General features: G+C 70.9%; 17 protein-coding genes. 10 read left to right on the forward strand and 7 right to left on the reverse strand.

Annotation, left to right across the window (positions count from 1 at the left end; all coding sequences use genetic code 11):
• The first annotated feature begins 75 nt into the window (after window positions 1–75).
• The 5 genes from OV090_RS19885 to OV090_RS19905 all read left to right on the forward strand — a co-directional run bounded on the left by OV090_RS19885 (window position 76) and on the right by OV090_RS19905 (window position 5,506).
• Window positions 76–1,038: an ADYC domain-containing protein gene (locus tag OV090_RS19885; protein ID WP_267705419.1), complete on the forward strand. Its 963-nt coding sequence runs from the start codon at window positions 76–78 to the stop codon at window positions 1,036–1,038.
• A gap of 193 nt (window positions 1,039–1,231) precedes the next feature.
• Window positions 1,232–1,894: a DUF4142 domain-containing protein gene (locus OV090_RS19890; protein ID WP_267705420.1), complete on the forward strand. Its 663-nt coding sequence runs from the start codon at window positions 1,232–1,234 to the stop codon at window positions 1,892–1,894.
• A gap of 206 nt (window positions 1,895–2,100) precedes the next feature.
• On the forward strand, window positions 2,101–3,594 hold the full coding sequence (locus tag OV090_RS19895) for a PAS domain-containing sensor histidine kinase (protein ID WP_267705422.1): 1,494 nt from the start codon (window positions 2,101–2,103) through the stop codon (window positions 3,592–3,594).
• A gap of 248 nt (window positions 3,595–3,842) precedes the next feature.
• On the forward strand, window positions 3,843–4,412 hold the full coding sequence (locus OV090_RS19900) for an ureidoglycolate lyase (RefSeq protein WP_267705424.1): 570 nt from the start codon (window positions 3,843–3,845) through the stop codon (window positions 4,410–4,412).
• On the forward strand, window positions 4,412–5,506 hold the full coding sequence (locus OV090_RS19905) for a ring-opening amidohydrolase (protein ID WP_267705426.1): 1,095 nt from the start codon (window positions 4,412–4,414) through the stop codon (window positions 5,504–5,506). The genes OV090_RS19900 and OV090_RS19905 overlap by 1 nt, the downstream gene beginning before the upstream one ends.
• Window positions 5,507–5,606: 100 nt before the next feature.
• Here the strand turns inward: OV090_RS19905 and OV090_RS19910 are convergent, their stop codons facing one another.
• Together OV090_RS19910 and OV090_RS19915 are read right to left on the reverse strand one after the other, a co-directional pair.
• The gene (locus OV090_RS19910) at window positions 5,607–6,560 is read right to left on the reverse strand and encodes an ADYC domain-containing protein (protein WP_267705427.1); all 954 of its coding nucleotides are present in this window, start codon (window positions 6,558–6,560) and stop codon (window positions 5,607–5,609) included.
• Between the two features lie 29 nt (window positions 6,561–6,589).
• A complete protein-coding gene (locus OV090_RS19915) occupies window positions 6,590–9,367 on the reverse strand; it encodes a serine/threonine-protein kinase (RefSeq protein ID WP_267705428.1) in 2,778 nt (925 codons plus the stop codon).
• A gap of 90 nt (window positions 9,368–9,457) precedes the next feature.
• On the opposite strand from OV090_RS19915, the gene OV090_RS19920 reads away from it, so the two are divergent.
• Entirely contained in the window at window positions 9,458–11,968 is a 2,511-nt protein-coding gene (locus OV090_RS19920; RefSeq protein ID WP_267705429.1) for a thiamine pyrophosphate-requiring protein, read from the forward strand.
• A 306-nt stretch (window positions 11,969–12,274) separates the two neighbouring features.
• Here the strand turns inward: OV090_RS19920 and OV090_RS19925 are convergent, their stop codons facing one another.
• The 4 genes from OV090_RS19925 to aceB form a co-directional block, all read right to left on the reverse strand.
• Window positions 12,275–12,478 (reverse strand): helix-turn-helix domain-containing protein, encoded by a 204-nt coding sequence (locus tag OV090_RS19925; RefSeq protein WP_267705430.1) that lies wholly within the window; start codon window positions 12,476–12,478, stop codon window positions 12,275–12,277.
• A 111-nt stretch (window positions 12,479–12,589) separates the two neighbouring features.
• Window positions 12,590–13,036: a hypothetical protein gene (locus OV090_RS19930; protein WP_267705431.1), complete on the reverse strand. Its 447-nt coding sequence runs from the start codon at window positions 13,034–13,036 to the stop codon at window positions 12,590–12,592.
• 79 nt (window positions 13,037–13,115) lie between these two features.
• Complete coding sequence (aceA, locus tag OV090_RS19935) at window positions 13,116–14,393, reverse strand: isocitrate lyase (protein WP_267705432.1); 1,278 nt, start codon at window positions 14,391–14,393, stop codon at window positions 13,116–13,118.
• 102 nt (window positions 14,394–14,495) lie between these two features.
• Window positions 14,496–16,130, reverse strand: a complete 1,635-nt coding sequence (gene aceB, locus OV090_RS19940) for a malate synthase A (protein ID WP_267705433.1) — start codon at window positions 16,128–16,130, stop codon at window positions 14,496–14,498.
• Window positions 16,131–16,244: 114 nt separating this feature from the next.
• Here aceB and OV090_RS19945 point away from each other — a divergent pair, with 114 nt between their 5' ends.
• From OV090_RS19945 to OV090_RS19960, 4 genes are all read left to right on the forward strand, one after another.
• Window positions 16,245–17,708 carry a helix-turn-helix transcriptional regulator gene (locus OV090_RS19945; protein ID WP_267705435.1) on the forward strand — a complete coding sequence of 488 codons (1,464 nt, stop codon included), beginning with the start codon at window positions 16,245–16,247 and terminating at the stop codon, window positions 17,706–17,708.
• Between the two features lie 599 nt (window positions 17,709–18,307).
• Window positions 18,308–19,480 carry an N-methyl-L-tryptophan oxidase gene (gene solA / locus OV090_RS19950; protein WP_267705437.1) on the forward strand — a complete coding sequence of 391 codons (1,173 nt, stop codon included), beginning with the start codon at window positions 18,308–18,310 and terminating at the stop codon, window positions 19,478–19,480.
• Between the two features lie 312 nt (window positions 19,481–19,792).
• On the forward strand, window positions 19,793–20,251 hold the full coding sequence (locus tag OV090_RS19955) for a hypothetical protein (RefSeq protein ID WP_267705439.1): 459 nt from the start codon (window positions 19,793–19,795) through the stop codon (window positions 20,249–20,251).
• A gap of 146 nt (window positions 20,252–20,397) precedes the next feature.
• Window positions 20,398–21,036 (forward strand): hypothetical protein, encoded by a 639-nt coding sequence (locus OV090_RS19960; RefSeq protein WP_267705441.1) that lies wholly within the window; start codon window positions 20,398–20,400, stop codon window positions 21,034–21,036.
• Window positions 21,037–21,145: 109 nt separating this feature from the next.
• Here OV090_RS19960 and OV090_RS19965 read toward each other — a convergent pair whose 3' ends face one another.
• A complete protein-coding gene (locus tag OV090_RS19965; protein ID WP_267705442.1) occupies window positions 21,146–22,357 on the reverse strand; it encodes a GAF domain-containing sensor histidine kinase in 1,212 nt (403 codons plus the stop codon).
• Window positions 22,358–22,436 lie beyond the last annotated feature (79 nt).

Genomic DNA, 22,436 nt, shown 5'->3' on the forward strand with positions numbered 1-22,436 from the left:
TCGGCGCTCACGCAGGGGAACACGATTACTCCGCGGAACTGCGTCCTTTCCGGCGGGCGGCCGCACAGTGGGGTCATGACGCGAGGGACCGGGCAGCTCTGTATCGCGCTGGTGGCGGCGCTCTTCGTGGGGTGCGACGACCCCGAGGCCGAGGACATCGAGTTACGCCCCTATCATTGCCCCATATGGCAGTGCGGCTTCAATGCCGCCGAGGTCAATGGTCGATCGATCCGCGAGCTCAACCTCGACGGCGAGCCCAACGAAGACGGCGTGCGGATCGTCGGCTTCATCGCCCCCGCCGGCCTCCTCGGCAATTACAAGCTCGGCTTCGACGGCGACGAGCTGATCGCCCGCAACGCCGCTGGCTCGGTCCTGCGCGGCCACAAGTTGATCGGCGCGACCATCCTGGTCAAAAAGCCGGGCCTGTTGTCGTTGCCGCTGCCGATCACGATCGTCAACTATCAGGAGGTCGACGCCTGGGCCGCGGGCGCGGGCAAGGTGCCGGCCTACGCGATGCTCTACCTCGACCTCGACTCGCTGCTCGGCGTGCGCAACGTGTGCAACGGCGACCTGCTCGACGTCCTCGCCACCGCAGCCACGGTGATCGGCGGCGAGACCTACGACCTCGACGACAAGACGGTCGTGCCCCGGCGCGATCGCTGGCTGACGATCGCCTGCGCCGGCTCGGCCGCCGCCAAGATGCGGCTGATGAACTACGGCCCGCACGGCGACTTCGACGGCGAGGGCCACCCCGCCAGCGCCGCGCAGCGGCAGGCCACCCTCAAGATGATCACCGCCGACTACTGCGGCGACGGCGACAGCTACACGCACAACCACACCGCGCTGCGGTGGGAGAACAGCGGCGGCACGGTGGTCTCGCCCGGCCCGTGGGGCCTCCCCGAGGCGATCTGGGGCCCGGACGGCGCGCTCTGCCTCGACGCCACGCGCCTCGCCGACGCCGACGTCGCCTGCGCCCTGCCGGCCTGCGACGACTTCTCGCTCGACGACGGCGAGTGGGCGACCTTCCTCCCCGACTGAGCGGGCGAGCGGAGGACAATGGCATGACATGGCCTTTCAGTCATGTCTCGAAGGCGGTGGCGCCCGCGCACGCCCGCCCGCGTCCGTATCGTGCGGCCCGCCCGCCGGCCACGGGCGGGCTGGACGGCGCGCAGACGCGCTTGCGATCCACAGCACGTGGCACCGGGGCGCGACTGCGGCCACCCCTCGGGCCATGCACCACCGCAAGCCTTCTCTGGTCACGCTGTCGCTCGTGCTCGCCGCGGCGTGCTCGCGCACGAGCCCGGACACTGTCCCCCCGAGCCAGGTCTCGACCGACCTGCCGGCCACCAACGCCAAGCCGGACGACCCGGCCGCAGTCGCAGTCGCCGCGATGCCCGAGGACGCCAAGGTCAAGGCGCCCCCCGAGTACATGACCAACGACGACGAGATCTTCGGCGTCCTCAACGTCATGAACGAGGAGGAGATGAAGATGGCGGAGTTCGCCAAGAAGTGGGCCAAGGGCACCCGCGTCAAGGAGTTCGCCGCGCTGATGATCACCGACCACGGCGCGATCAAGTCGCGCGCGAACGAGACCCGCGACCGCCTCGGCCTGCGCAAGACGGACAGCCGGCTGCGCAGCGACATCGAGAACGACGCCAAGCAGAAGATGGAGGTCCTTGAAAAAGTCGACAAGGGCGACGCGTTCGACAAGACGTACATCGACATCCAGGTCGACGCCCACGCGATGTGGCTCAACTTCATCGACACCAAGCTGCTGCCGCACGCGCAGATGCCGGAGCTGCGGGTCGAGCTCAACAACTTCCGCTCCACCCTCGAGCGCCACTACAACACGGCCAAAGAGATCCAGGCCTCGCTCACGGCGCCCAAGAGCTGAGCGGATTATCGGCACGCTCCGGCGACCCGCCGCGACCCGAGCGCCGCGCCGGGCAGGCGCGTGGCGAGACGCGCCACACGCATGATCGCCGCGCCCCCGGCACCAACCTGCTCCGGGCCAAGCAGAGCGCGTCTGCACCGCCCGCTCGCTCCCACCCATCGCATGAGAGCGCTGGTCGTACGCCGCGGCGGGAGAATACTCCGGCGATGCCGGGCGCGACGCCGCCGAACCAGCAGAACCTGCTGGACTTCACGCATGAGGCCGTCATCGCCCTCGACGAGGATGAACGCATCACGTTCTGGAACCGGGGGGCCGAGCGGATGTACGGCTGGACCGCCGCGGAGGCGTCCGGCCAGACTCTGCCGGAGCTGCTCCGCGCCGACTGCCTGCGAGACGCCGCCGATGCGCTGCGCTCGCAGGAGCGAGCCGCCACGCGCACCCGCGAGTTCGTGTCGTCCCGCAAGGACGGCACGACGCTATGGGTCGCGGCCAGCCTGAGCGTCCGCCACAGCGACGAGGGGCAGCCCGTCGGCTTCGTGGCGGTGCATCGCGACGTCACCGACCGCAAGCAGGCAGAGGCGAAGCTGCGCGCGAGCGAGGCCCGGATGCGCGCCCTGGTGGACGCTTCACCGCTGGGGATCGACATCATGGATCTGGCAGGCCACCCGGTCTTCTACAACCCGAAGTGCGTGGAGCTGCACGGCCTGGACCTGGCCGATGCCCATGACCGGGGCTGGACGGAGGCGATCCATCCCGACGATCGGGCCCGCGTCGTGTCGTCGTGGTACGAGGCCGCAGAGGCGAGGCAGGCGTGGTTCCAGACCTACCGCTTCCTGCATCGAGATGGTCGCGTGGTGTGGGTGAGCGGCCGCGCGGCGCCGATGTTCGTCGACGGCGTCCCGGTCGGCTACGCCGGCACGCTCGAGGACATCACGCCGCTGAAGCAGGCCGAAGCCGACCGCGAGCGGCTGCTCGACGCCGAGCGCGAGCTGCGGGTGCAGGCGGAGCGAGCCACCCGCCAGCGCGACGAGACGCTCGCCGTCGTCGCCCATGACCTGCGCAATTTCATCAGCACGATCTTGCTGGGCGTGGCCCGCCTCGAGCGGCCCGGCCTCTCCGAGGAGGACCGCGCCCGGCGAGTCGCAGTCATCAAGCGCTCGGCAGAGGCGACGGAATACCTCATCCGCGATCTCCTCGACGCCTCCCGCATCGAGTCGGGCACCCTCGCCATCGAGCGCTCGCGGGTGGACTTCGCCGCGCTGTTCCGCGGCGTCGTCGAGCTCATGCAGCCGCGCGCCGCGGAGCTCGGGATCGTCCTCGACTATGAGGTCGCCGAAGACAGCCTGGAGGTGAGCGGCGATCGCAGCCGACTCATGCAAGTACTATTGAACCTGCTGGACAACGCGCTCAAGTTCACGCCGCCCCCCGGTCGAGTGAGCCTGCAGGCCCGCCGCTCCGGCGGCGAGGTGGAGATCGCGGTCGAGGACTCGGGCCGCGGAATCGACGCAGAGGCCTTGCCCCACGTCTTCGACCGCTACTGGCAGGCCAAACGGGCCTCCCGCGCCGGCGCCGGTCTGGGATTGACGATCGCCAAGGGCATCGTCGAGGCGCACGGAGGACGGATCTGGGTCGAGAGTGCGCCAGGTCGCGGGACCGTGTTCCGCTTCACCATCCCCGACCCGAGCGCGAGCAGCTCGTGACGGGTTCGCCTGTCCCCGAGGACAGCTCGCAGCCTCTCGCGCGGCCGAGGACGACAAGTCACCAAGAAAGTGCAAACACGGCGAGGGAGCGAGCGATGGCGGCGCCGAGGGGCTGGTCCCCGGACCGGGACAAGAGCCGCGCCGGGCCCGCGCCGCGCCGGTGCGCACTCCTTTCGCGCCCGTGAATCGAGGCCCCGCCCCCCCGCGGATTGCTTCGCCGCGCGGCCCCATGGCAAGATGAACGGGTCATGCAAGCCGTCCGCGACATCGAGGTCCCCGTCGTCCCCGCCTCCCGCGAGGCCGTGGCCGACTACGGCCTCTACATCGGCACCGAGGTCCCCCAGGCCGGCCTCGGCATCCCCTTCTACAAGGGCGCAGTCGAAGAGGGCCACAACTTCGCGTTCAAGTGCAACGGCCGCTGCGTCATCCGCTCGGCCCGCATCCATCGGCGCCCCGCCGAGGTCACCTGGCTCGAGCGCCACATGAACATGACCCAGCTGTTCGTCGGCCTCGGCGACCAGCCGTTCGCCATGGTCCTCGGCAAGCCGACCCACCAGCGCGGCATGGACACCCCCGACCTCGACGACGTGCGCTGCTTCGTCCTCCCGCCCGGCAGCGGCATCATGATCCACGAGGGCACCTGGCACGACTTCCCGCTCGCAGTCGAGGGCCCCGTCACCGTCCTCACCGCCAACTCCGAGGAGGTCGTCGAGGCCCTCGCCACCATGAAGGAGCCGACCGAGATGGCCCACGGCGACGTGTTCAAGATCGACATCCGCAAGCGCCTCGGCGCCCAGCTGCGCGCGGTGCTGTTCTGATGCGCGTCGACGCCTTCAAGCTGCCCACCGACGGCCCCGCCGACGTCCGCGGCCTGCAAGCCCTGCTCGACGACGGGGCCGTCCGCGCCGACGAGCTGGTGTGCGTCCTCGGCAAGACCGAGGGCAACGGCGGCCGCAACGACTTCACCCGCGACCTCGCCATGCGCGCGCTCGAGGACCTGCTGGCCCCGCGCCTCGGCCTGCCGCCCGCGCGCGTGCAGGACCGCGTGGTGTTCTCGCTGTCGGGCGGCACCGAGGGAGTGGTCTCGCCGCACGTGGTCGCGTTCGCCCGCTCGGGCGCCTGGTCCGAAGCACCTGGCCCGAAGCGCCTGGTCGTCGGGACAGCTCACACGCGGCCGTTCACGCCGGCGGAGATCGGGCGGATGCCGCAGATCGAGGAGACCGCCCGCGCGGTCGCCGAGCTGGCCGGCGAGCTCCGCCTCGCGCCCGCCGACGTCCACCTCGTGCAGATGAAGGGCGCGATCCCCAAGGCCGACCACGAGGCCGCCCTCGCCGCCCGCCGCGCCGGCGCCCCGCTGCGCAACGACATGGTCCACTCGCGGGCCGCCAGCGCCCTCGGCGTCGCCCTCGCCCTCGGCGAGGTCGCCCGCCCCGACCTGTCCGACGACGTCGTCTGCGACGACTGGTCGCTCTACTCCGGCGTCGCCTCGTGCTCGGCCAAGCCAGGCCTGCAGCGCACGGAGATCCTGATGTTCGGCAACAGCGACCGCGCCACCGGCGACCTCGTCGTCGGCCACACCGTGCTCAAGGACATCCTCGACGTCGACGCAGTCCGCGCCCTGCTCGCCGAGCTCGGCTTGCCCGTCACCGGCGGCCAGCTGGCTCCCGAGCAGCGCGCCCACGTGCTCGGGGTGTTCGCCAAGTCCGAGGCCGACCCCCGCGGCTCGATCCGCGGCCGCCGGCACACCATGCTGTCCGACGACGACATCGACGACACCCGCCACTCGCGCGGCGCCCTCGCGGCCGTGCTCGCCAGCGTCGTCGGCGACCCCTGCATCTACGTCAGCACCCGCGCCGAACACCACGGCCCGCTCGGCGGCGGCCCGCTGGCGATCATCGCCCGCGTGCCGTGAGCCGAGATCCGGCCGCGCCGTCAGGACATGCCCTGATGTTCATGTCCTGAAAATCATGTCCTCGAGGGCATGCTCTTCGGAGCATGCCCCGTGAGCCACGTCAAGGCGTGTAGGTGACCCACTCGCCGTCGCCGACCGACAGGCCGGCGCAGCTCGGCAGGCTACAGTCCGTCACGGTGCCGGCGATGCGCGGCGCCCCGAGGCACAGCGCGCCGTCCTCGGTCCACACCGCCTCGACGTCGCCGAGCTGGCCCGACTCCGGCGCGACGGTGCCCCCGGCGTTGGCCCAGTGGACCTCGGTGCCGTTCTGCGTGTAGCTCTCGCCGCCGCCGCAGTAGTCGGCGGTGACCATCTTGAGCGTCGCCTGCCGCTGCGCCGGCGTGGTCGCGCTCGACTGCGGGCCGTAGCCGAGCAGGCGCATCTTGGCCGCGGCCGAGCCGGCGCAGGCGATCGTCAACCACCGCGATTTGCCCGCGTTCACCGTCTTGTCCTCGAGGTCGTAGGTCTCGCCGCCGATCACCGTCGCCGCGCTGGCGAGGGTGTCGAGCAGGTTGCCGCTACAGACGTTGCGCAGGCCGAGCAGCGCCGCCAGGTCGGGGTAGAGGAGCGCGTAGGTCGGCACCTTCGGCGCGCCCTCGGCCCACGAATCGATCTCCTGGTAGCCGAGCACCGAGATCGGCACCGGTAGCGCCAACAGCCCCGGCGCCTGGACCAGGATCGTCGCGCCGACCAGCTGCAGCCCCTTCAAGGTCTGGCCGCTCGGGTTGCGGGCGACCAGCGCGTCGTTCTCGACCGTCAGGTGATAGTTGCCGAGCAGGCCGAGGGGCGCGACGAAGCCGACGATCCGCATGCCATCGCCGTTGGGAGCGCCGTCGAGGTTGAGCTCGCGGATCGCTCTGCCGTTCACCTCGGCCGAGTTGAAGCCGCACTTCCAGGTCGGGCACGCGTACGGCCGCAGCGCGATATCGTCGTCGCCGGCTGGCGCGCCCTCGTCACAACCCGCGGCCAGCGCCACGGTCCCCGCCAAGATCCAGTGATATGTCCTCTTGTACATGTCGGCTCCGCCTCCGATGTCCGCCCACTTTATGGGCCGATCGCGGTCGGGGTGCCCGTCGAGGCTACCAACCGCTCGGTCCGAGCCAACTGTCGCCCAAAGCTGAGCCCGGCGCTGCGATAAAAATCGAGCGAGGCCGCGAGGCTCGCGCGGGCTTCCGGCGACTGGGCGAGGTCCAGCGCCACCAACGCTTCGACCAGCCCCCGCCGGGTCCGCGCCAGCGCAGCGCCGAATCGCGGCTCCGAGTCGATGAGCCCGACGTAGTCCGCGACGGAGATTACGAAGCTGTCACGCGCCTGCTCCGGCCGCCCGGCCGCGAGCAAGTTGAGGCCGAGGATCGATCGCAGCTCGGCCGCGTCGGCGCGCGACCACCACGCCTGCGGAAGCGTCTTCAAGGTCGCCTCGATCCTGCGCACCGCCGCCTCGTGGGTGCGGGTGGCCAGCGCCGCGTAGCCGATCAGGGCCGCGACCTCGAACTCGGTCAGCTGCGGGCCCGAGCGTGCATCGTCGACGAGCGCCGCCCCGGCCCCGAACGCGAGCTCCGCCTCCTCCTCGTCGCCGAGCTCGAGCGCGAGGCGCCCCAGATAAAGGAGGCAGCGCGCGCGGCCGACCGCGTTGCCGGGGAGGAAGCGGTCGAGCGCCGCGCAGCCGGGGCGCAGCAGGTTCTGGCCCGCCGCGAAGTCGACGAGGTGCGCCGCGGCCAGCCGGCCCTCGATGGTCTCCGGGTGCGCGGGCCCCAGCGCCAGCTCGAAGGTCGCCACTGCGCGCGCGAGCAGGCGCTCGCGCTCCGGCCCCGGGTCGCTGGCCACCGCCAGGTTCGCCAGAGTGTAGGCCACCTCGAGATCCTCGCTGCCGAGCGCCACCTCGCGCACCGCCAGCGCCTCGGTGAAGTAGCGCCGCGCCTGCGCCGGCTCCTGCCGGGCCAGATAGGCGGTGCCGATGTTGTTGAGCACGAGCCCGCGCAGCGCCGCCGGCGTCGGGCTGCGGTCGGCCAGCGCCAACGCCAGCGGCTCGTCGGCCAGCGCGCGCGCGACCTGGTCGGGCTGGCGCGCGAGCGCGTAGATCCGCAGCGCCAGCGCCTCGGCCGCGATCGCGTCGGCGCGCGCCTCGAAGCCGGCGCTGATCGCCCGCGTCAACCGGTCGACCTCCTCACCTGTCTGATCGGGCAGGTGCAGCTCGAGCCTGCTGCGCAGCAGCAGCGCCTCGGCGCGGACCGGCGGGTACTCCAGCGCCTCGCTCGCGGTCACGATCTCGTGCGCCCGCGCCAGCGCGTCCGGCAGTCGACCCGAGCGCGCCAGCACCTGCGCCTGCGTCATCTGCCCGCGCAGCTCGGCCACCCGCGCCGCGCTGTCGGGGTCGTCGGGCGGCGGCTGCTCGGACGACAGCGCCTCGAGGTTGCGGCAGGCCTCGAGCGGCGGCAGGTCGCCCGCGACCTCGAGCGCGCGCAGGGCCACGTCGGCGTCGGCGGCCGCCAGCGTGGCGACGGTCTCGGCGAGCGCGCCGCGGCGCTGGTCGAGGCAGCGCATCTGTTGGTCGAGCAGGGCGCCGGAGCGCTCGCCGTGGCGATGCGCGAGGCAGGCCTCGCGATGGGCCGCGCCCCAGCCGGCCGCGTAGCGGTCGAGCTCCTCCTGCACGCGCGGCCACACCACCGACGCGTAACCCGGAGCGGCCGCCCCGAGCGCGGTGGCCACCGCGTCGCGCTGCGCTTGTCCCCACACCTGCGCCAGCTCCTCCGGCGCGCCGGTGCAGGTTTCGTCGTCGCCGGTCCGTGCGAACACGACCCCGGTGCCGGCCACCACCGTCCCGGCCAGCACCGCCGCGACCACCCAGCGCCGGCGTCCGCGGGCGCGCCCGCGGTCGAGCGCGGACAGCAGCGCCGGCATCCCCGGGTACCTGTCCTTTGGGGCATTCTTCAGACCGCGCATCACCACCGGCGCCAGCCAGGCCGGCAGCCCGCGCTTGCGCGGCGGCTCGCTCGCCTGCCCGTGCAGCACCTTGAGCACCAGCTCGGCCGCGTCGCCGTAGGGAAAAGGCGCCACCCCGTACAGCGACTCGTACAGCGCGACGCAGAAGCTGAACTGATCGGCGGCTGGCTCGGGGGACAGGCCGCGCCAGTGCTCCGGCGCCATGTAAGCCGGCGTGCCGACGATCTGGTCGTCGTGCGTCAGGTGCATGTCGAGCTTGCTGTTGCCGTTGCTGTTGCTCGCCCCCGAGCCCGGCACCCCGCGCGTCACCTCCGGCACGGCCGCGCGCACCAGCCCGAAGTCCAGCACCCGCACCCGCCCGGCGTCGTCGATCATCACGTTGCTCGGCTTGAAGTCGCGATGGACCAGGCCGGCCGCGTGCGCCGCCGCCAGCCCGCGCCCGGCCTGCACGAACACCTCGACCACCTCCGCCCAGCCGCGCGGCCCCGCCTGCAGCCACGCGCCGAGCGTCTGCCCGCGGATGAACTCCATCGCCACGTAGACCTGCCCGCCGGCCACGCCGGCCTCGAGCACGGTGACCACGTTCGGGTGCGAGACGCGCGCCATCGCCTGCGCCTCGCGCAGCAGCCGACGCTGCGCGCTCTCGCCGGTGTCGCGCAGCACCTTGACCGCGACCTTGCGGTCGAGGGTCTCGTCGTAGGCGGTGTAGACCACCCCCATCGCCCCCGAGCCGAGCGGCTCCAAGATCATGAAGCGGCCGAGCTTGCCGCCCGCGACCGTGGTCGACGGCTCGATCGCCGACGACACCACCGGGTCGCCCAGCGTCGGCGCACCGGCCAGGCCGGTGGTCTGGAGCGCGGTATCGTGGATCCCCGGGGCCATGGTGAACGGTGTTCCGGGCGCCCTCTCGTCAGCTGCGGCATTGTCGCATGGTTTGCCCACCTCCGCCTACCGCATTACCCTCGCGGGCCGATGCCCCGTATCCACACCGCGCTCACCCAGGGGGGCGACGAGCTCGTCGTTTTCCTCCACGCCGTCGGCGGCGACCACAGCTCATGGCGACCCCAGGTCGAGGCCCTGCGGGCGCGCTACAGCACGCTGACCTTCGACATGCGCGGCCACGCCCGCAGCTTCAGCGCCGACCGGCCCGAGATCTCGATCCAGAACTTCGCCGACGACGCCATCGACCTCGTCGAAGAGGCAGGGTTCTACCGGGCCCACTTCGTCGGACTGTCGATGGGCGGCGTGGTGGCCCAGGAGATCTTCTCGCGCGCGCCGGAGCGGGTCCAGTCGCTGACCCTGGCGGGCACGTGGTGCTTCCACCCGCAGGCCGAGGCGCGGCGGGCGTGGATGCAGGACAAGCTGAACCGCATGTCGATGGCCGAGAGCGCCGCCATGGACATGCCGAACCTGTACGCGAGCGACGCCCCGCGCGAGCTCGTCGACGCCGCGATCGCTATCGAGGGCGGCAAGGACCGCGACGTGTTCCTGCAGTCGTGGCACGCGATGTTCCAGGTCGACTACCGCGACCTGTTGCCGCGGATCGACGTGCCGGTGCTGCTCGTCGGCGGCAGCGACGACCGCATCACGCCGGTCGACCCGCTGCTGCTCGACCTGTTCGCGCGCGTGCCGATGGCGGAGCTGCGGGTGCTCGCCGGCGGCGGCCACTTCTGCAACCTCGACCGCGCCGAGGCCTTCAACGCCGCGCTGGCGCCGTTCCTCCGCCGCGCCCGCGCCCGCGCCCCGCAGGCGCTGGCCCTGCCGCCCGCGCCGCCGACCGTCGGCAACGCGACCACCGTCGCCGAGGCGCTGCTCGAGCAATTGCACCGCCGCGACGTCCCGTGCCTGTTCAGCAACTCGGGCACCGACTTCACCCCGCTCATCGAGGCCCTCGCGCGCCCCGGCGCCCCGGCCCCGCGCGTGGTCGCGGCCGCCCACGAGAACACCGCGATCGCCATGGCCCACGGCTATCAATTGCTCTCGGGACAGGTCCCCGCGGTCATGGCCCACGTCAATGTGGGCACCGCCAATTCGGGCCTCGGCCTGATCAACGCCCGCCGCGCGCGCGTGCCGATGCTGGTGATGGCCGGCCTCACGCCCTACACCGATTCGCCGGCGGTCCCCGGCCACCGCACCAACTTCGTGCAATGGGGCCAGGACAGCTTCGACCAGGCCGCCTACTTCCGCGAGTTCACCAAGTGGGACTATCGCCTGGCCACCGCCGATCACCTCGAGGTCGCGGTCGACCGCGCCCTGGCGATCGCCGACAGCGACCCCGCGGGCCCGGTCTACCTCACGCTGCCCAAGGAGGTCCTGTGCGCGCCGGCCAGCCACGCGCCGGTGTCGCCGCGGCCGCGGCTGCGCCCGAACCCGCCGGCCCGCCCCGACGCGGTCGCGCTCGCCCGCGTGGCCCACGCGATCCGCAACGCCAAGCGGCCGCTGATCCTCACCGCCGAGCTCGGGCGCTACCGCGGCGGGCCCGAGGCGCTGTGGCAGCTGGCGACCCGCCACGGCATCGGCGTGGTCGAGTTCGGCAAGCGCAATTTCTTCAACCTGGCGACGCACTGTCCGGTCCACCTCGGCTTCGACCCGGGCACGCAGGTGCCGCAGGCCGACCTGATCCTCGCGGTCGAGGACCCGGTGCCGTTCATCCCCGCGTTCGTCGCCTTGCCGCACGGACAGGTGCCGCCGATCGTGCAGATCGGCGTCGACCCGCTGTTCTCCGACCTGCCGCTGCGCGGCTTCCCCAGCGACCTGGCGCTGCCCGGCGATCCGGCCGAGAGCCTGCGCCTGCTCACCCGCCTGCTCGACGCCGACCCGGTCCCCGACGTGGTCGCCCGCCGCGGGGCGCTGCGCATCGAGCACGAGGTGGCGTTCGCCAACGCCCGCGTCGCCGCCGACACCGACGCCCACCGCCCCGCGATCACCAAGCGCTGGCTGTCGCGCTGCGTCGGTCAGGCGGTCGACGACGAGGTCGTGATCTTCAATGAGTACCCGCTCGACCCGCTGCTGGTGCCGCGCCGGCTGCCCGACAGCTGGTTCGAGAACTCGATCGCCAGCGGCCTCGGCTGGGCCCTCGGGGCGGCCCTCGGCGCCAAGATGGCCCGCCCCGACCGCACCGTGATCGCGGCGGTCGGCGACGGCAGCTTTTTGTTCAACACCCCGCTGTCGGCGCTGCACGCCGCGGCGGCGCACCGCCTGCCGATCCTCATCGTGGTGTTCAACGATTGCGCGTGGAGCACCATCCGCAAGTCGACCCGCGGCGACTTCCCCGGCGGCCACGCCCAGGCGACCAACAACTTCGCGCTGTGCGACCTCGGGGCCGACCCGGCGTACGACCAGATCGCCAGCGCCTGCGGCGGCGTCGGCGTACGCGTCGATCGCCCCGACGCGGTGCCCGAGGCGCTCCGCCGCGGCCTCGAGCTCGTCCGCGGCGGCGACCGCTTCGTCCTGCTCGACGTCCGCTGCGAACGCGACGCATAAATCGGACCCAATGAAATTGGTGCGGCCCCGCCGATCGGCGAGGTCGCATCTGTCCCGAGCCGGGAGCGGCGGGCGGAGGACTGCGAGACCGCTTCGCGGCCCTCGCACGCCCGGCTCGGGAGACAACGATGATTTTATGCTCTGCTAACTTTAATGAGTGACCATCAAGTCATGCGTATTGATCGACGCCGACCATCGATACCGCGATCGACGGGTCCATCGCGCGCCAGCGAATGCGCGGAGGAGCGGTCGGCGAATCCAGCGAATAGGCGTAAGCGAAGACGAGCGCGGATCTGCGCGCCCGGGTCAGCTGACGGACACCACCGGGGCGGTCACGCGGCGCGGCCAGTCGATGCCGAGTTTAATAATACGGCGCTTCATGGAGTGGCGGGTGATGCCGAGGAGCTGGGCGGCCCCGACGATGTTGCCGGCGCGCTCGAGGGCGGTGGTGCAGAGGCGGCGCTCGGCGGCGCCCAGGTTGAAGTCATCGAGGACGAGTTGTTGCTGCATGCGAAGTCTTGTACTGCACGAGCTTGTTCCAGCGCGGATCAACACCGGTTGAATAAGCGCCGCGCGCCGTCGTACGCCCGGTTCGCGGCCGACCTGCGCGTTTGCGCGCGGCTAGCCGTCGCACAGCGGGCTCGCGCCGCAGCGCACCGGCTCGCCGTCGACCATCGTCCCGCACAGGCACGCGCAGCCGGCCGGGGTCTCGGCTTCGTCGCCGCATTCATGCCAGCCGAGCGGCTCGGCACAATCGTAGGCGTGGATCATGTACTCGATCTTCTGGCCGTCGATTCGATAATAGGCGTGCGGCTCCGACGCCTGACCGACCGACTGGCCCGCGAGGGTGAAGCAGCGCTCGGGGCCCGGGCTGGTCGCGCAATTGGTCTCGTCAGGGACGAGGAGCGTCTCTTGCCAGCGGCAGCCGAGCGCCTCGCATCCGGTCTGCTGTGATTCCGCCAGGCACTGCTCGCTCGTGGGCGCCTCGCCGCCCGTGTCCGTGTCCTGCGATTTGTCGCCGCAGCCGATCAGGCTGAGGGCGGCGGCGAGGCTGAGTCGCAGCATCATATGCGCACGATACGACGGCCGGCGAAGCCGCGGAAGAGGCGACGGGCTCGAGCCCGTGCGCCCGCGGGAGCCGCAGCGCTCACGAGGCGATCGCGCGCGGCCGGGGCGGGTCGTGGAATTGGTGGGCCTCGGTGCTGTCATCGAGGGCCAGGGTCGAGGTGTCGCCGCCGGAGATGATCTCGGCGACCGCATCGAAATAGCCGGTGCCGACCTCGCGCTGGTGGCGGGTCGCGGTGTAGCCGTGGACCTCCGCCGCGAACTCTGCCTCCTGCAGCGCGGCGTAGGCGGCCATGCCGTCGACGCGGTAGCGGCGGGCCAGCTCGAACACCCCGTGGTTCAGGGCGTGGAAGCCGGCGAGGGTGACGAACTGGAACTTGTAGCCCATCGCCCCGAGCTCGCGCTGGAACGTGCGCAGCGTCGATTCGCCGAGGTGCTTTTTCCAGTTGAACGACGGCGAGCAGTTGTAGGCGAGCCACTTGCCGGGGTGCTCGGCGAGCACCGCCTCGGCGAAGCGGCGGGCCTGGGCCAGGTCGGGCGTCGAGGTCTCGCACCACACCAGGTCGGCGTGCGGCGCGTAGGCGCGGGCGCGGGCGATCGCAGCCTCCAGGCCGCCGCGGATCCGGAAAAACCCCTCGGGCGTGCGCTCGGCCGACGTGATGAACTCGCGGTCGCGCGGGTCGACGTCCGAAGTGATCAGCTTGGCGGCGTCGGCGTCGGTGCGGGCGACGATCAGGGTCGGCACGTCGAGCACGTCGGCGGCCAGGCGGGCCGCGGTCAAGGTGCGCACGAACTGGCTGGTCGGCACCAGCACCTTGCCGCCGAGGTGGCCGCACTTCTTCTCGGAGGCGAGCTGGTCCTCGAAGTGAACGGCCGCGGCGCCGGCGGCGATCATCGCCTTCGTCAATTCATAGGCGTGCAGCGGCCCGCCGAAGCCGGCCTCGGCGTCGGCGACGATCGGCGCCAGCCAGTAGCGCCGGCCCTTGTGGCCCTCGGCGCTCTCGATCTGGTCGGCCCGCAAGAGCGCGTGGTTGATGCGCTCGACCAGCGCCGGCACGCTGTTGCAGGGATAGAGGCTCTGGTCGGGGTAGGTCTGGCCGGCGAGGTTGGCGTCGGCGGCGACCTGCCAGCCGGACACGTAGATCGCCTCGAGCCCGGCCTTGACGTGCTGCACCGCCATGTTGCCGGTCATCGCCCCGAGCGCGGGCACGAACGAACGGCCGGCGAGGAGCTCGCGCAGGCGGGCGGCCCCGAGCTCGGCGAGGGTGTGGCGGATCGTGAAGGAGCCGCGCAGACGCTCGACGTCGGCGCGGCTGTACGGGCGAAGGATCGGGCTCGATTGCGGATGCACGATGTCCATGGCTGTCCTCTCCCCGGCGATCGGATCGCCGAAGTCTTGTCGAATGGGTAGAGAGCACCGCGCAGGCGCAGACGGCCCGGCGCGTATGTCTCTCGGGTCATGTCACTGAGCGGCGAGGTCGGGCTCCGCCGCGGTCACGTCGTCGGCGACGAGGGCCTCGTAGGCGGGCAGCGTCAAAAATTCTTCGCAGCGCTCGGCGGCGACGAGGCGCTCGAACAAGGCGCGGGCGGCGGCGAAGCGGCCGGCGGCGTAGCGCTCGTGGCCCATCTCGGCGCGGAGCTCGGCCACGACGGCGTCGATCGCCTCGCGCACGCGCGGGAAGTCGAGGGCGGTGCCGTCCTCGAGGGTGGCGGAGAACTTGAGCCACTGCCACACCTGGGCGCGGGAGATCTCGGCGGTCGCGGCGTCCTCCATCAGGTCGTAGAGCGGCACGCAGCCGACGCCGCGCAGCCAGGCCTCGATGTACTGCACGCCGACGGCGATGTTGCGGCGCAGGCCCTCGGCCGTGCGCGGGCCGTAGGGGACGGCCAGCAGGTCGGCGGCCAGCACCTGCACGTCTTCGCGGACGCGGCAGATCTGGTTCGGCCCGGGCATGTGGGCGTCGAACACTTCGCGGGCGATCGGCACCAGGCCGGGGTGCGCGACCCAGGTGCCGTCGTGGCCGTCTCGCACCTCGCGCTCCTTGTCGGCGCGGACTCTGGCGATCGCCTCGGCGTTGCGCACCTGGTCGTTTTTGATCGGGATGTAGGCCGCCATGCCGCCGATCGCGTGCACGCCGCGGCGGTGGCAGGTCTGGATCAGCAGCTGCGAGTAGGCGCGGAGGAAGCCGCGGTCCATCGTCACCAGCGCGCGGTCGGGCAGCAGCGCGGCGGGGTCGCCCTGGCGGCGCTTGATGAAGCTGAAGATGTAGTCCCAGCGGCCGCAGTTGAGCCCCGCCGAGCGCTCGCGCAGGGCGTGGAGGATCTCGTGCATCTGAAAGGCGGCCGGCAGGGTCTCGATCAGCACGGTGGCGCGGATCGTGCCGGTCGGCAGGCCGAGCCATTCCTCGCTGGCGCGCAGCACGTCGGCCCACACGCGCGCCTCGTCGGCGCTCTCGAGCTTGGGCAGGTAGACGTAGGTGCCGAGGCCGCGGCACCGTCGCTCGGCCGCGTTGTGGAAGGCGTAGAGGCCGAAGTCGACCAGGCAGCCGCGGGCTGGCGCGTCGTCGACGAGCACGTGCGCCTCGGGCAGGTGGAACCCGCGCGGGCGGACGAACAGCGCGGCTGTCTCTTCAGCCAGCTGGTAGAGCTTGCCGCCCTGCTCGAGGCGGATCTCCCGCCGCACGGCGTCGATCAGGTTGCGCTGGCCGTCGACCAGGTTGTGGAGCGTCGGCGCGGTCGCGTCCTCGAAGTCGGCCATGAACACGCGCGCCCCCGAGTTGAGGGCGTTGATGATCATCTTGCGGTCGACCGGGCCGGTGATCTCGACGCGCCGGTCGAGGATGTCCTCGGGGACAGGCGCGCAGGTCCACGCGGCCTCGCGCAGGTCTCGCGTGTCGCGGGCGAAGTCCAGCTGCTCGCCGCGGTCGAGGCGGCTCTGACGGGCCTGCCGTGCCACCAATTCGCCGGCGAAGCGGGGCCCGAACCGGCGCTGCAGCTCGGCCACGAAGGTCAGGGCCTCATGGCTCAGAACGGTGGAATCACCGGTGACGCGGGGGCCGCGCAGGATCACGCCGGGGGGTGTGGAGAGCCGCTGCATCGACGCCGTGACAATGGACCGAGTCGGCGCACCGCTCAATCAGGCGCAGCTGTAAGGGTTGCAACGGCATTTCACCGTTGTCGACACATGGATGTCATGCTGTAAATCGTGTCAATGAGCGCACCCCGGAAGCCCGCCGCGGGCGCCCGCGACGCCCCGCGATTCGGCGCGAAGATCCGGAGCCTGCGCCGCTGCGCCGGGCTGTCGCAGGCCGAGCTGGCCCAGCGGCTCGACGTCTCGCCGTCGTACTTGAATCTGCTCGAGCACGACAAGCGGGCCCTGCCCGCGCCGCTGCTCATCCGGCTGGCGCGGGTGCTCGCGGTCGACCTCGCCTCGTTCGCCGGCGAGGACGACGCGCGGCTGGTGCACGACCTGCTCGAGGTGTTCGCCGACCCGCTGTTCGAGGAGGCGCCGCTGACGAACACGGAGATCCGCGAGGTCGCGTCGGCGAGCCCGGCGGCGGCGCGGGCGGTGCTGCAGCTGTACCGGGCGTACCGCGGGGCGCAGGGGGCGACCGACGCGTTGTCGTCGCGGCTCGAGGCGGGCGACGAGGCCGGCGGCGCGTCGCGCTCGTCGCTGCCGAGCGAGGAGGTCAGCGACCTGCTGCAGCAGCAGATGAACTACTTCCCGGCGCTCGAGGAGCGGGCCGAGCAGCTGCGGCGCGAGGCGAGGCTCGGGGAGCTCGACCGCTTCGGCGCGCTGGTCCGCCACCTGGCGCGCGCGTGCGAGGTGCGGGTGGAGATCGCCCGCTGCGGGCAGCCGGGCGCGGCGCTGCGGCGCTTCGATCCGCAGAGCCGGGTCCTGACGCTGTCGGAGCTGCTGCCGACGCGCTCGCGGCTGTTCCAGCTGGCGGCCCAGGTGGCGCTCATCGCCCACGCGGACGTGCTCGACGGCCTGGGCCGCGACCCGTTGCTCACCAGCCCCGAGAGCCGCGCGCTGGCCCGCGTGGCGCTGGCGAACTACTTCGCGGGGGCGGTGTGGATGCCCTACGCGGAGTTCCTGCGCGCGGCCGAAGAGCTGCGCTACGACATCGACGTGCTCGGCCGCCGCTTCGGGGTGGGCTTCGAGCAGACGTGCCACCGCCTGACGTCGCTGCGCCGGCCGACGCAGGAAGGGGTGCCGTTCCACATGGTGCGCATCGACGTGGCGGGCAACATTTCCAAGCGCTTCTCGGCCAGCGGGATCCGCTTCGCCCGCTACGCGGGGGTGTGCCCGCGCTGGAACATCTTCAGCGCGTTCCAGACGCCGGGGATGATCCGCGTGCAGGTGTCGCGCATGCCCGAAGGCGCGAGCTTTTTTTGTATCGCTCGCACGATTCAGAAAGACTCGGGGGGATATCACGCGCAACAGCCGGTCCAGGCGATCGGCCTCGGATGTACGGTCGAACACGCGCCGCGGTTGGTGTACGCGGACGGGGTCGATCTTCACAATCCGGGGCTGGTGACGCCGGTCGGGGTGAGCTGCAGGCTGTGCGAGCGCACGGCTTGCGAGCAGCGGGCGCTGCCTTCGCTGAAGGTGCCGCTGCGGGTCGATCCGAACTATCGCGGGCTCTCGCTGTACGCGCCGGCTCCGGAGTGAGGCGGCTTGGCATACTTGCGCGATTGTCGTTCGTGCTTCGACGATCCTCCTGTCATGCTTCGCGAATTGCCGACTGCGCCTCGCGGGGGTCCGGGGAAGGACCGGCTGCGAGTTAACCGGCAGGATTGGCGCTCGTTCCTCGCACCCATCTCGCCTCTAATTCGCGGCCGGCCCTTCCCCGAACCCCTGGCACAGGCGCTGTTTCGCGTCATTGACGGCGTGTCATTACCGGGCGAACAGCGCGGGCGTTGCAGCGGGCGCTGCCGTCGCTCGAGGTGCCCCTGCGGGTCGATCCGAGCTATCGCGGCTCTCGCTGTACGCGCCGGCTCCGGCGAACGAGCCCTGAAACGGGTGCAGGCCGCGCGCCACCCGCGCAGATCCGGGCGATGAGCTCGCGGGGGCATCACGCACTCCCTAAAGAACCCATGGTTCGTCTCGAACCATGTTCTATCTCCAAGCCATGGTTTTCTCTTTCACTGAGTAGAAGTCGCCCCGACTGTCGCCATGGTTCAAGGTCGAGCGGCGACATCCGGACGGCAAGGCTCCGCTTCTCCGCTCGAAGACCCTCTCTCCGGCGGTGATCGATGACTACATTCGACGTGATCGTCCTCGGCCTCGGCGCTCATGGAGCCGCGACCGTCTATCAATTGGCTCGGCTTGGCGCACGTGTGCTGGGCATCGACAAGCACAAACCTCCGCACAAGAACGGCTCATCCCACGGTGACTCCCGAATCACTCGGCTCGCCTGTGGCGAGGGTCCAGCATATTCAAAGTACGCGAGACGATCCCACGAGATCTGGCGCGAGCTCGAGGGCGTTACCGGAAAACCGTTGTTCATGCGAAACGGCCTGCTCGTGCTCACGAAATCGGGCCAGAATGCGGCGCATCACGGCGTGAAAAACTTTGCCGCATCGACCGCGAAGATCGCGAGAAAAGAGGCTTTGCGGTACAAAACTTTCCGTCATGAAGATATTCAGCGGAGATTCCCCGCGTTCCAGGTTTCGGAGCGCGACAGGGCCTACTACGACCAGGTCAGCGGCTTTGTGCGCCCGGAGAATTGCATCGAGGCCCAGATCATGCAAGCGCAAGAGCTCGGGGCCAAGCTACGCTTCCACGAGGAAGTTATATCATTCCGGCAAGTCGAACACGCCGTCGAAGTCACGAGTAACCATGGACGATACTCTGCGGATCAATTGGTGGTGACGGCGGGCCCCTGGCTGCCCGAGTTGCTCCCGCGAGAATTCGCGGGTCGCTTCAGGCGGCTGCGCCAGGTCCAGCTCTGGTTCCGCGCCCGAGACGCGCGGACGCACAAGCGGTTCTCGCCCGAGCGTTTCCCCGTCTTCATCTGGCAACTCGCCCATGGGACACTGTACGGCTTCCCGGCGCTCGGAAGCTTCGAGGAGGGGATCAAGGTCGCCACCGAAGTGGACGACGACACCACACCGGAGACGGTCGACCGGAAGGTTCCACCTCACGCTGTCCAGAAATTCTTCGATGACTTCGTCGTCCCGCACCTGCCCGGTCTGTCGCCGGACTGCGTCAGGAACGAGGTCTGCCTCTATACCACGACAGCAGATTCGCGGTTCATCCTCGACCGCCTGCCCGAGCGTGAGCGCATCATCATTGCCTCCCCCTGCTCGGGCCATGGCTTCAAGCACTCCGCGGCCATTGGCGAAAAGCTAGCGAAGATGGCGTACGAAAGCGAAGCTCCTGACCCCATGTTCCTTTGGGATGCACCACCGGCGCTTCTGCCGTCATCCACCCCACGATAGCCGCCTGTGCCTTTCCCGGCACGGCCATCCCGTGACGGGGGCCCGTGCTTGACGCCGGCGCGCGGACCGCAGGTGAGGCGAGCGACGCGATCTCGCGGTCACGAGCGGCGGCGGCCCCGGACCTTTGCTCGGAAGTCATTGCCCTGCGCCAGTAGCCCCGTCTACAAGCCCGATCGAAGGGTCGCTGGCCGGCCTGAAGAAAAGGCAGACACCATCCTCTCCATGCACATTCCGGCCCTTCGACCCATCCCGTCGCATCCCGGGCGACGCGCACGCCTCGCCTCGCTCCTCTTGCTCGCCTCGTCGGCTTGTATGGGTGAGGACCTCGCGGATATCACGATTGATCTGGAAAAGATCGGCTCGGCATCCCGCGATATCATCTCGACTTATTACAAAGAATCGTCGAGGACGATCTACGCGAGAGGTGAGCCGGAAGGGACGTACAACGTCCAGATCACGTCCAAGACTCTGCTCTCCAAGGAGTGTGAGAACCTGACGCCACTCATGTCGCCGGTCCCGCAGAAGGAGATCACGGTCGACGTCTGCGGCGGCCTGGGGCTCATCTTCCAGGTTCTAAACGGCGGAGTCAGCGCTTGCGTCATGACCCACGAGTCGAACGCGGGGGTTCCCGTGTATCACTATAATTTCACGTCTCTCAACGTCCAGCTCAACTACAACGTCGTCGACATTGGTAATAATATGCTGCTCGGCACCTCCGGTTGGCAGCCAGCTCTCGACAACGACTGCCCCAGGGACGGGTTCCCGTATTGACGCCCGACGCGAGCAGGCGGCCCAGGCTCCGCCTCGCGTCACCGATGGTAGTCGACGCCGGTCGTATCCGAACGACGTGAGGGTTGGCCTCCTCCAGCCGGTTCAGTACCCGGCCCGGAGGCCAGGAGCTGCACCATACTGCATCGGTGACGGCGCACGAGTTGCCCGCTCCTTCGGCCGAAGATCTTCGGCGGCATGCAGGCTTCGTCGCCGGGCTGCGCGCGCTGCCGGCGGACGCGAAGTCGCGGGTGCAGCACCGGCTGCAGGCGCTCGAGCACCTGTGGCGCGACCTCCCGCTGACGCGATCGCTTCGGCGCCGCAATTGGCCGCGCCGTGGGGTGGTGCCGAGCGCGGACGACGTCGCCTGCGTGGCGCGCTTCGCCGAGCATCCGTCTGCCGAGGTCCGGCGGTGGGTGTTTCAGGCGCTGCGGCACGCGGCCGCGCACCGCGAACAAGTGGCGCCGGTCGTGCGTGCGGGGCTGCTCGATCGCTCGCCGGTGGTGCAGATCCACGCGGCCGTCGCGGCGCATCGACTCGGGCTGGGCGAGCTGCTCGCAGCGGCTCTGGTCGACGCTCTCGCCAGCGCGACGTGGACGGTCCGCTGGTACGCTGCGGCGGCGCTGGCGACGACGGCACGGCGCGAGCAGGCGGCCGAGGCGTTCGCCGCCGCGTTCCCGGAGCGGCGAGCCACGAGCGCGAGCGAGTTCGACGCGCACGCCGAGACATGGCGCCGGCTGGCCGCCGCGTTCGACCCACCGCCGCCGGCGATTGTTGCCCGCCTGTGACCCACCGCCTCCGATCGCTGCCCGCCTTGGACCGCTCACGCAAGCCCCGCAGGTCCTACGGAGCTAACCCCTGGAACATGTTCTTTCGAGCATGTCCCATGAGCCTTTTTCAAAATTGCTCGCGGGGGAGCGTCAGCGTGAACGTCGAGCCGCGGCCGGGTTCGCTTTCGGCGACGATGTCGCCGCCCATCAGTCGTGCGTAGCGGCGGCTGATGGCGAGGCCGAGGCCGGAGCCGCGCAGCTCGGCCTCGTGGTCGCCGTGGACCTGGGAGAAGTCCTGGAACAGCAGGGCCAGCTTGTCTCTCGGGATGCCGACGCCGGTGTCGCGGACGCGCACTGCGATCGTGCCCTCGCCGGGCTCGAGCGTGACCTCGACCGAGCCGCGCTCGGTGAAGCGGATCGCGTTGGCCACCAGGTTGTAGACGATCTGGCGCACGCGGGTCGGGTCGGCGACGATCGGCGCCGGGCCGCGGGCGACGTTCAGCGCGACGGCGCGGCCGCGCAGCAGCGGGCGCACGGTCGCCTCGACGTCGGCGAGCAGCTCGCCGAGGTCGAACGGGCGCGAGCGCAGGCGCGGCTGGTCGAGCTCGAGCTGGGCATAACCGAGGATGTCTTCGACGACCTCGAGCAGGTGCGAGCCGGCGCGGTGGATCGCCCGCAGGTCGTCCCCGCTGCCGTCGAGCGCGCCGACGGGGCCCTCGAGCAGCAGCTCGCTGAGGCCGAGGATCCCGCCGAGCGGGGTGCGCAGCTCGTGGCCCATGGTGGCGAGGAACACGTCCTTCGCGCGCACGCCGGCGAGGGCCCGGTCGCGCGCGTGGGCGAGCTCGACGAGCTGGCGGCGCAGCTCGAGCTGGGCGATCACCTGACGACCGAGCACCGCGAGGCCCTGGCGCTGCACCGCGTCGAGGTGGCGCGGCACGCGATCGATGACGCACAGGGTGCCGAGCGCGAAGCCCTCGGCGTTGACCAGCGGGGCGCCGGCGTAGAAGCGGATGTTCGGCTGCGACGCCACCAGCGGGTTGTCGGCGAAGCGCGGGTCGGCGCTCGCGTCCTCGACCTCGAACACGCCGCGCTGCAAGATCGCGTGCGAGCAGAAGGCGATGTCGCGCGGCGTCTCGGCGGCGTCGAGGCCGACGCGAGCCTTGAACCACTGCCGCCCGGCGTCGACCAGGCTGACCAGCGCGATCGGTGTGCCGCACAGCTCCGAGGCGAAGCGGGTCAGCTCGTCGAAGTCGTTCTCGGGCGTGCTGTCGAGGACGGCGTAGCCGCGCAGCGCCGCCAGTCGCTCGGGTTCATCCTGCGGGAGCGGGGCGACCTTCATGCATCTCAGCGTAGGCGAGCTCGACGGGGCGCAGCAACTCAGTTCCCCGCGGCCGACAGTCGCGCCGTCTGCGCCTGCG

It is taken from the genome of Nannocystis sp. RBIL2, from assembly GCF_026626745.1.
Taxonomy (GTDB): domain Bacteria; phylum Myxococcota_A; class Polyangia; order Nannocystales; family Nannocystaceae; genus Nannocystis.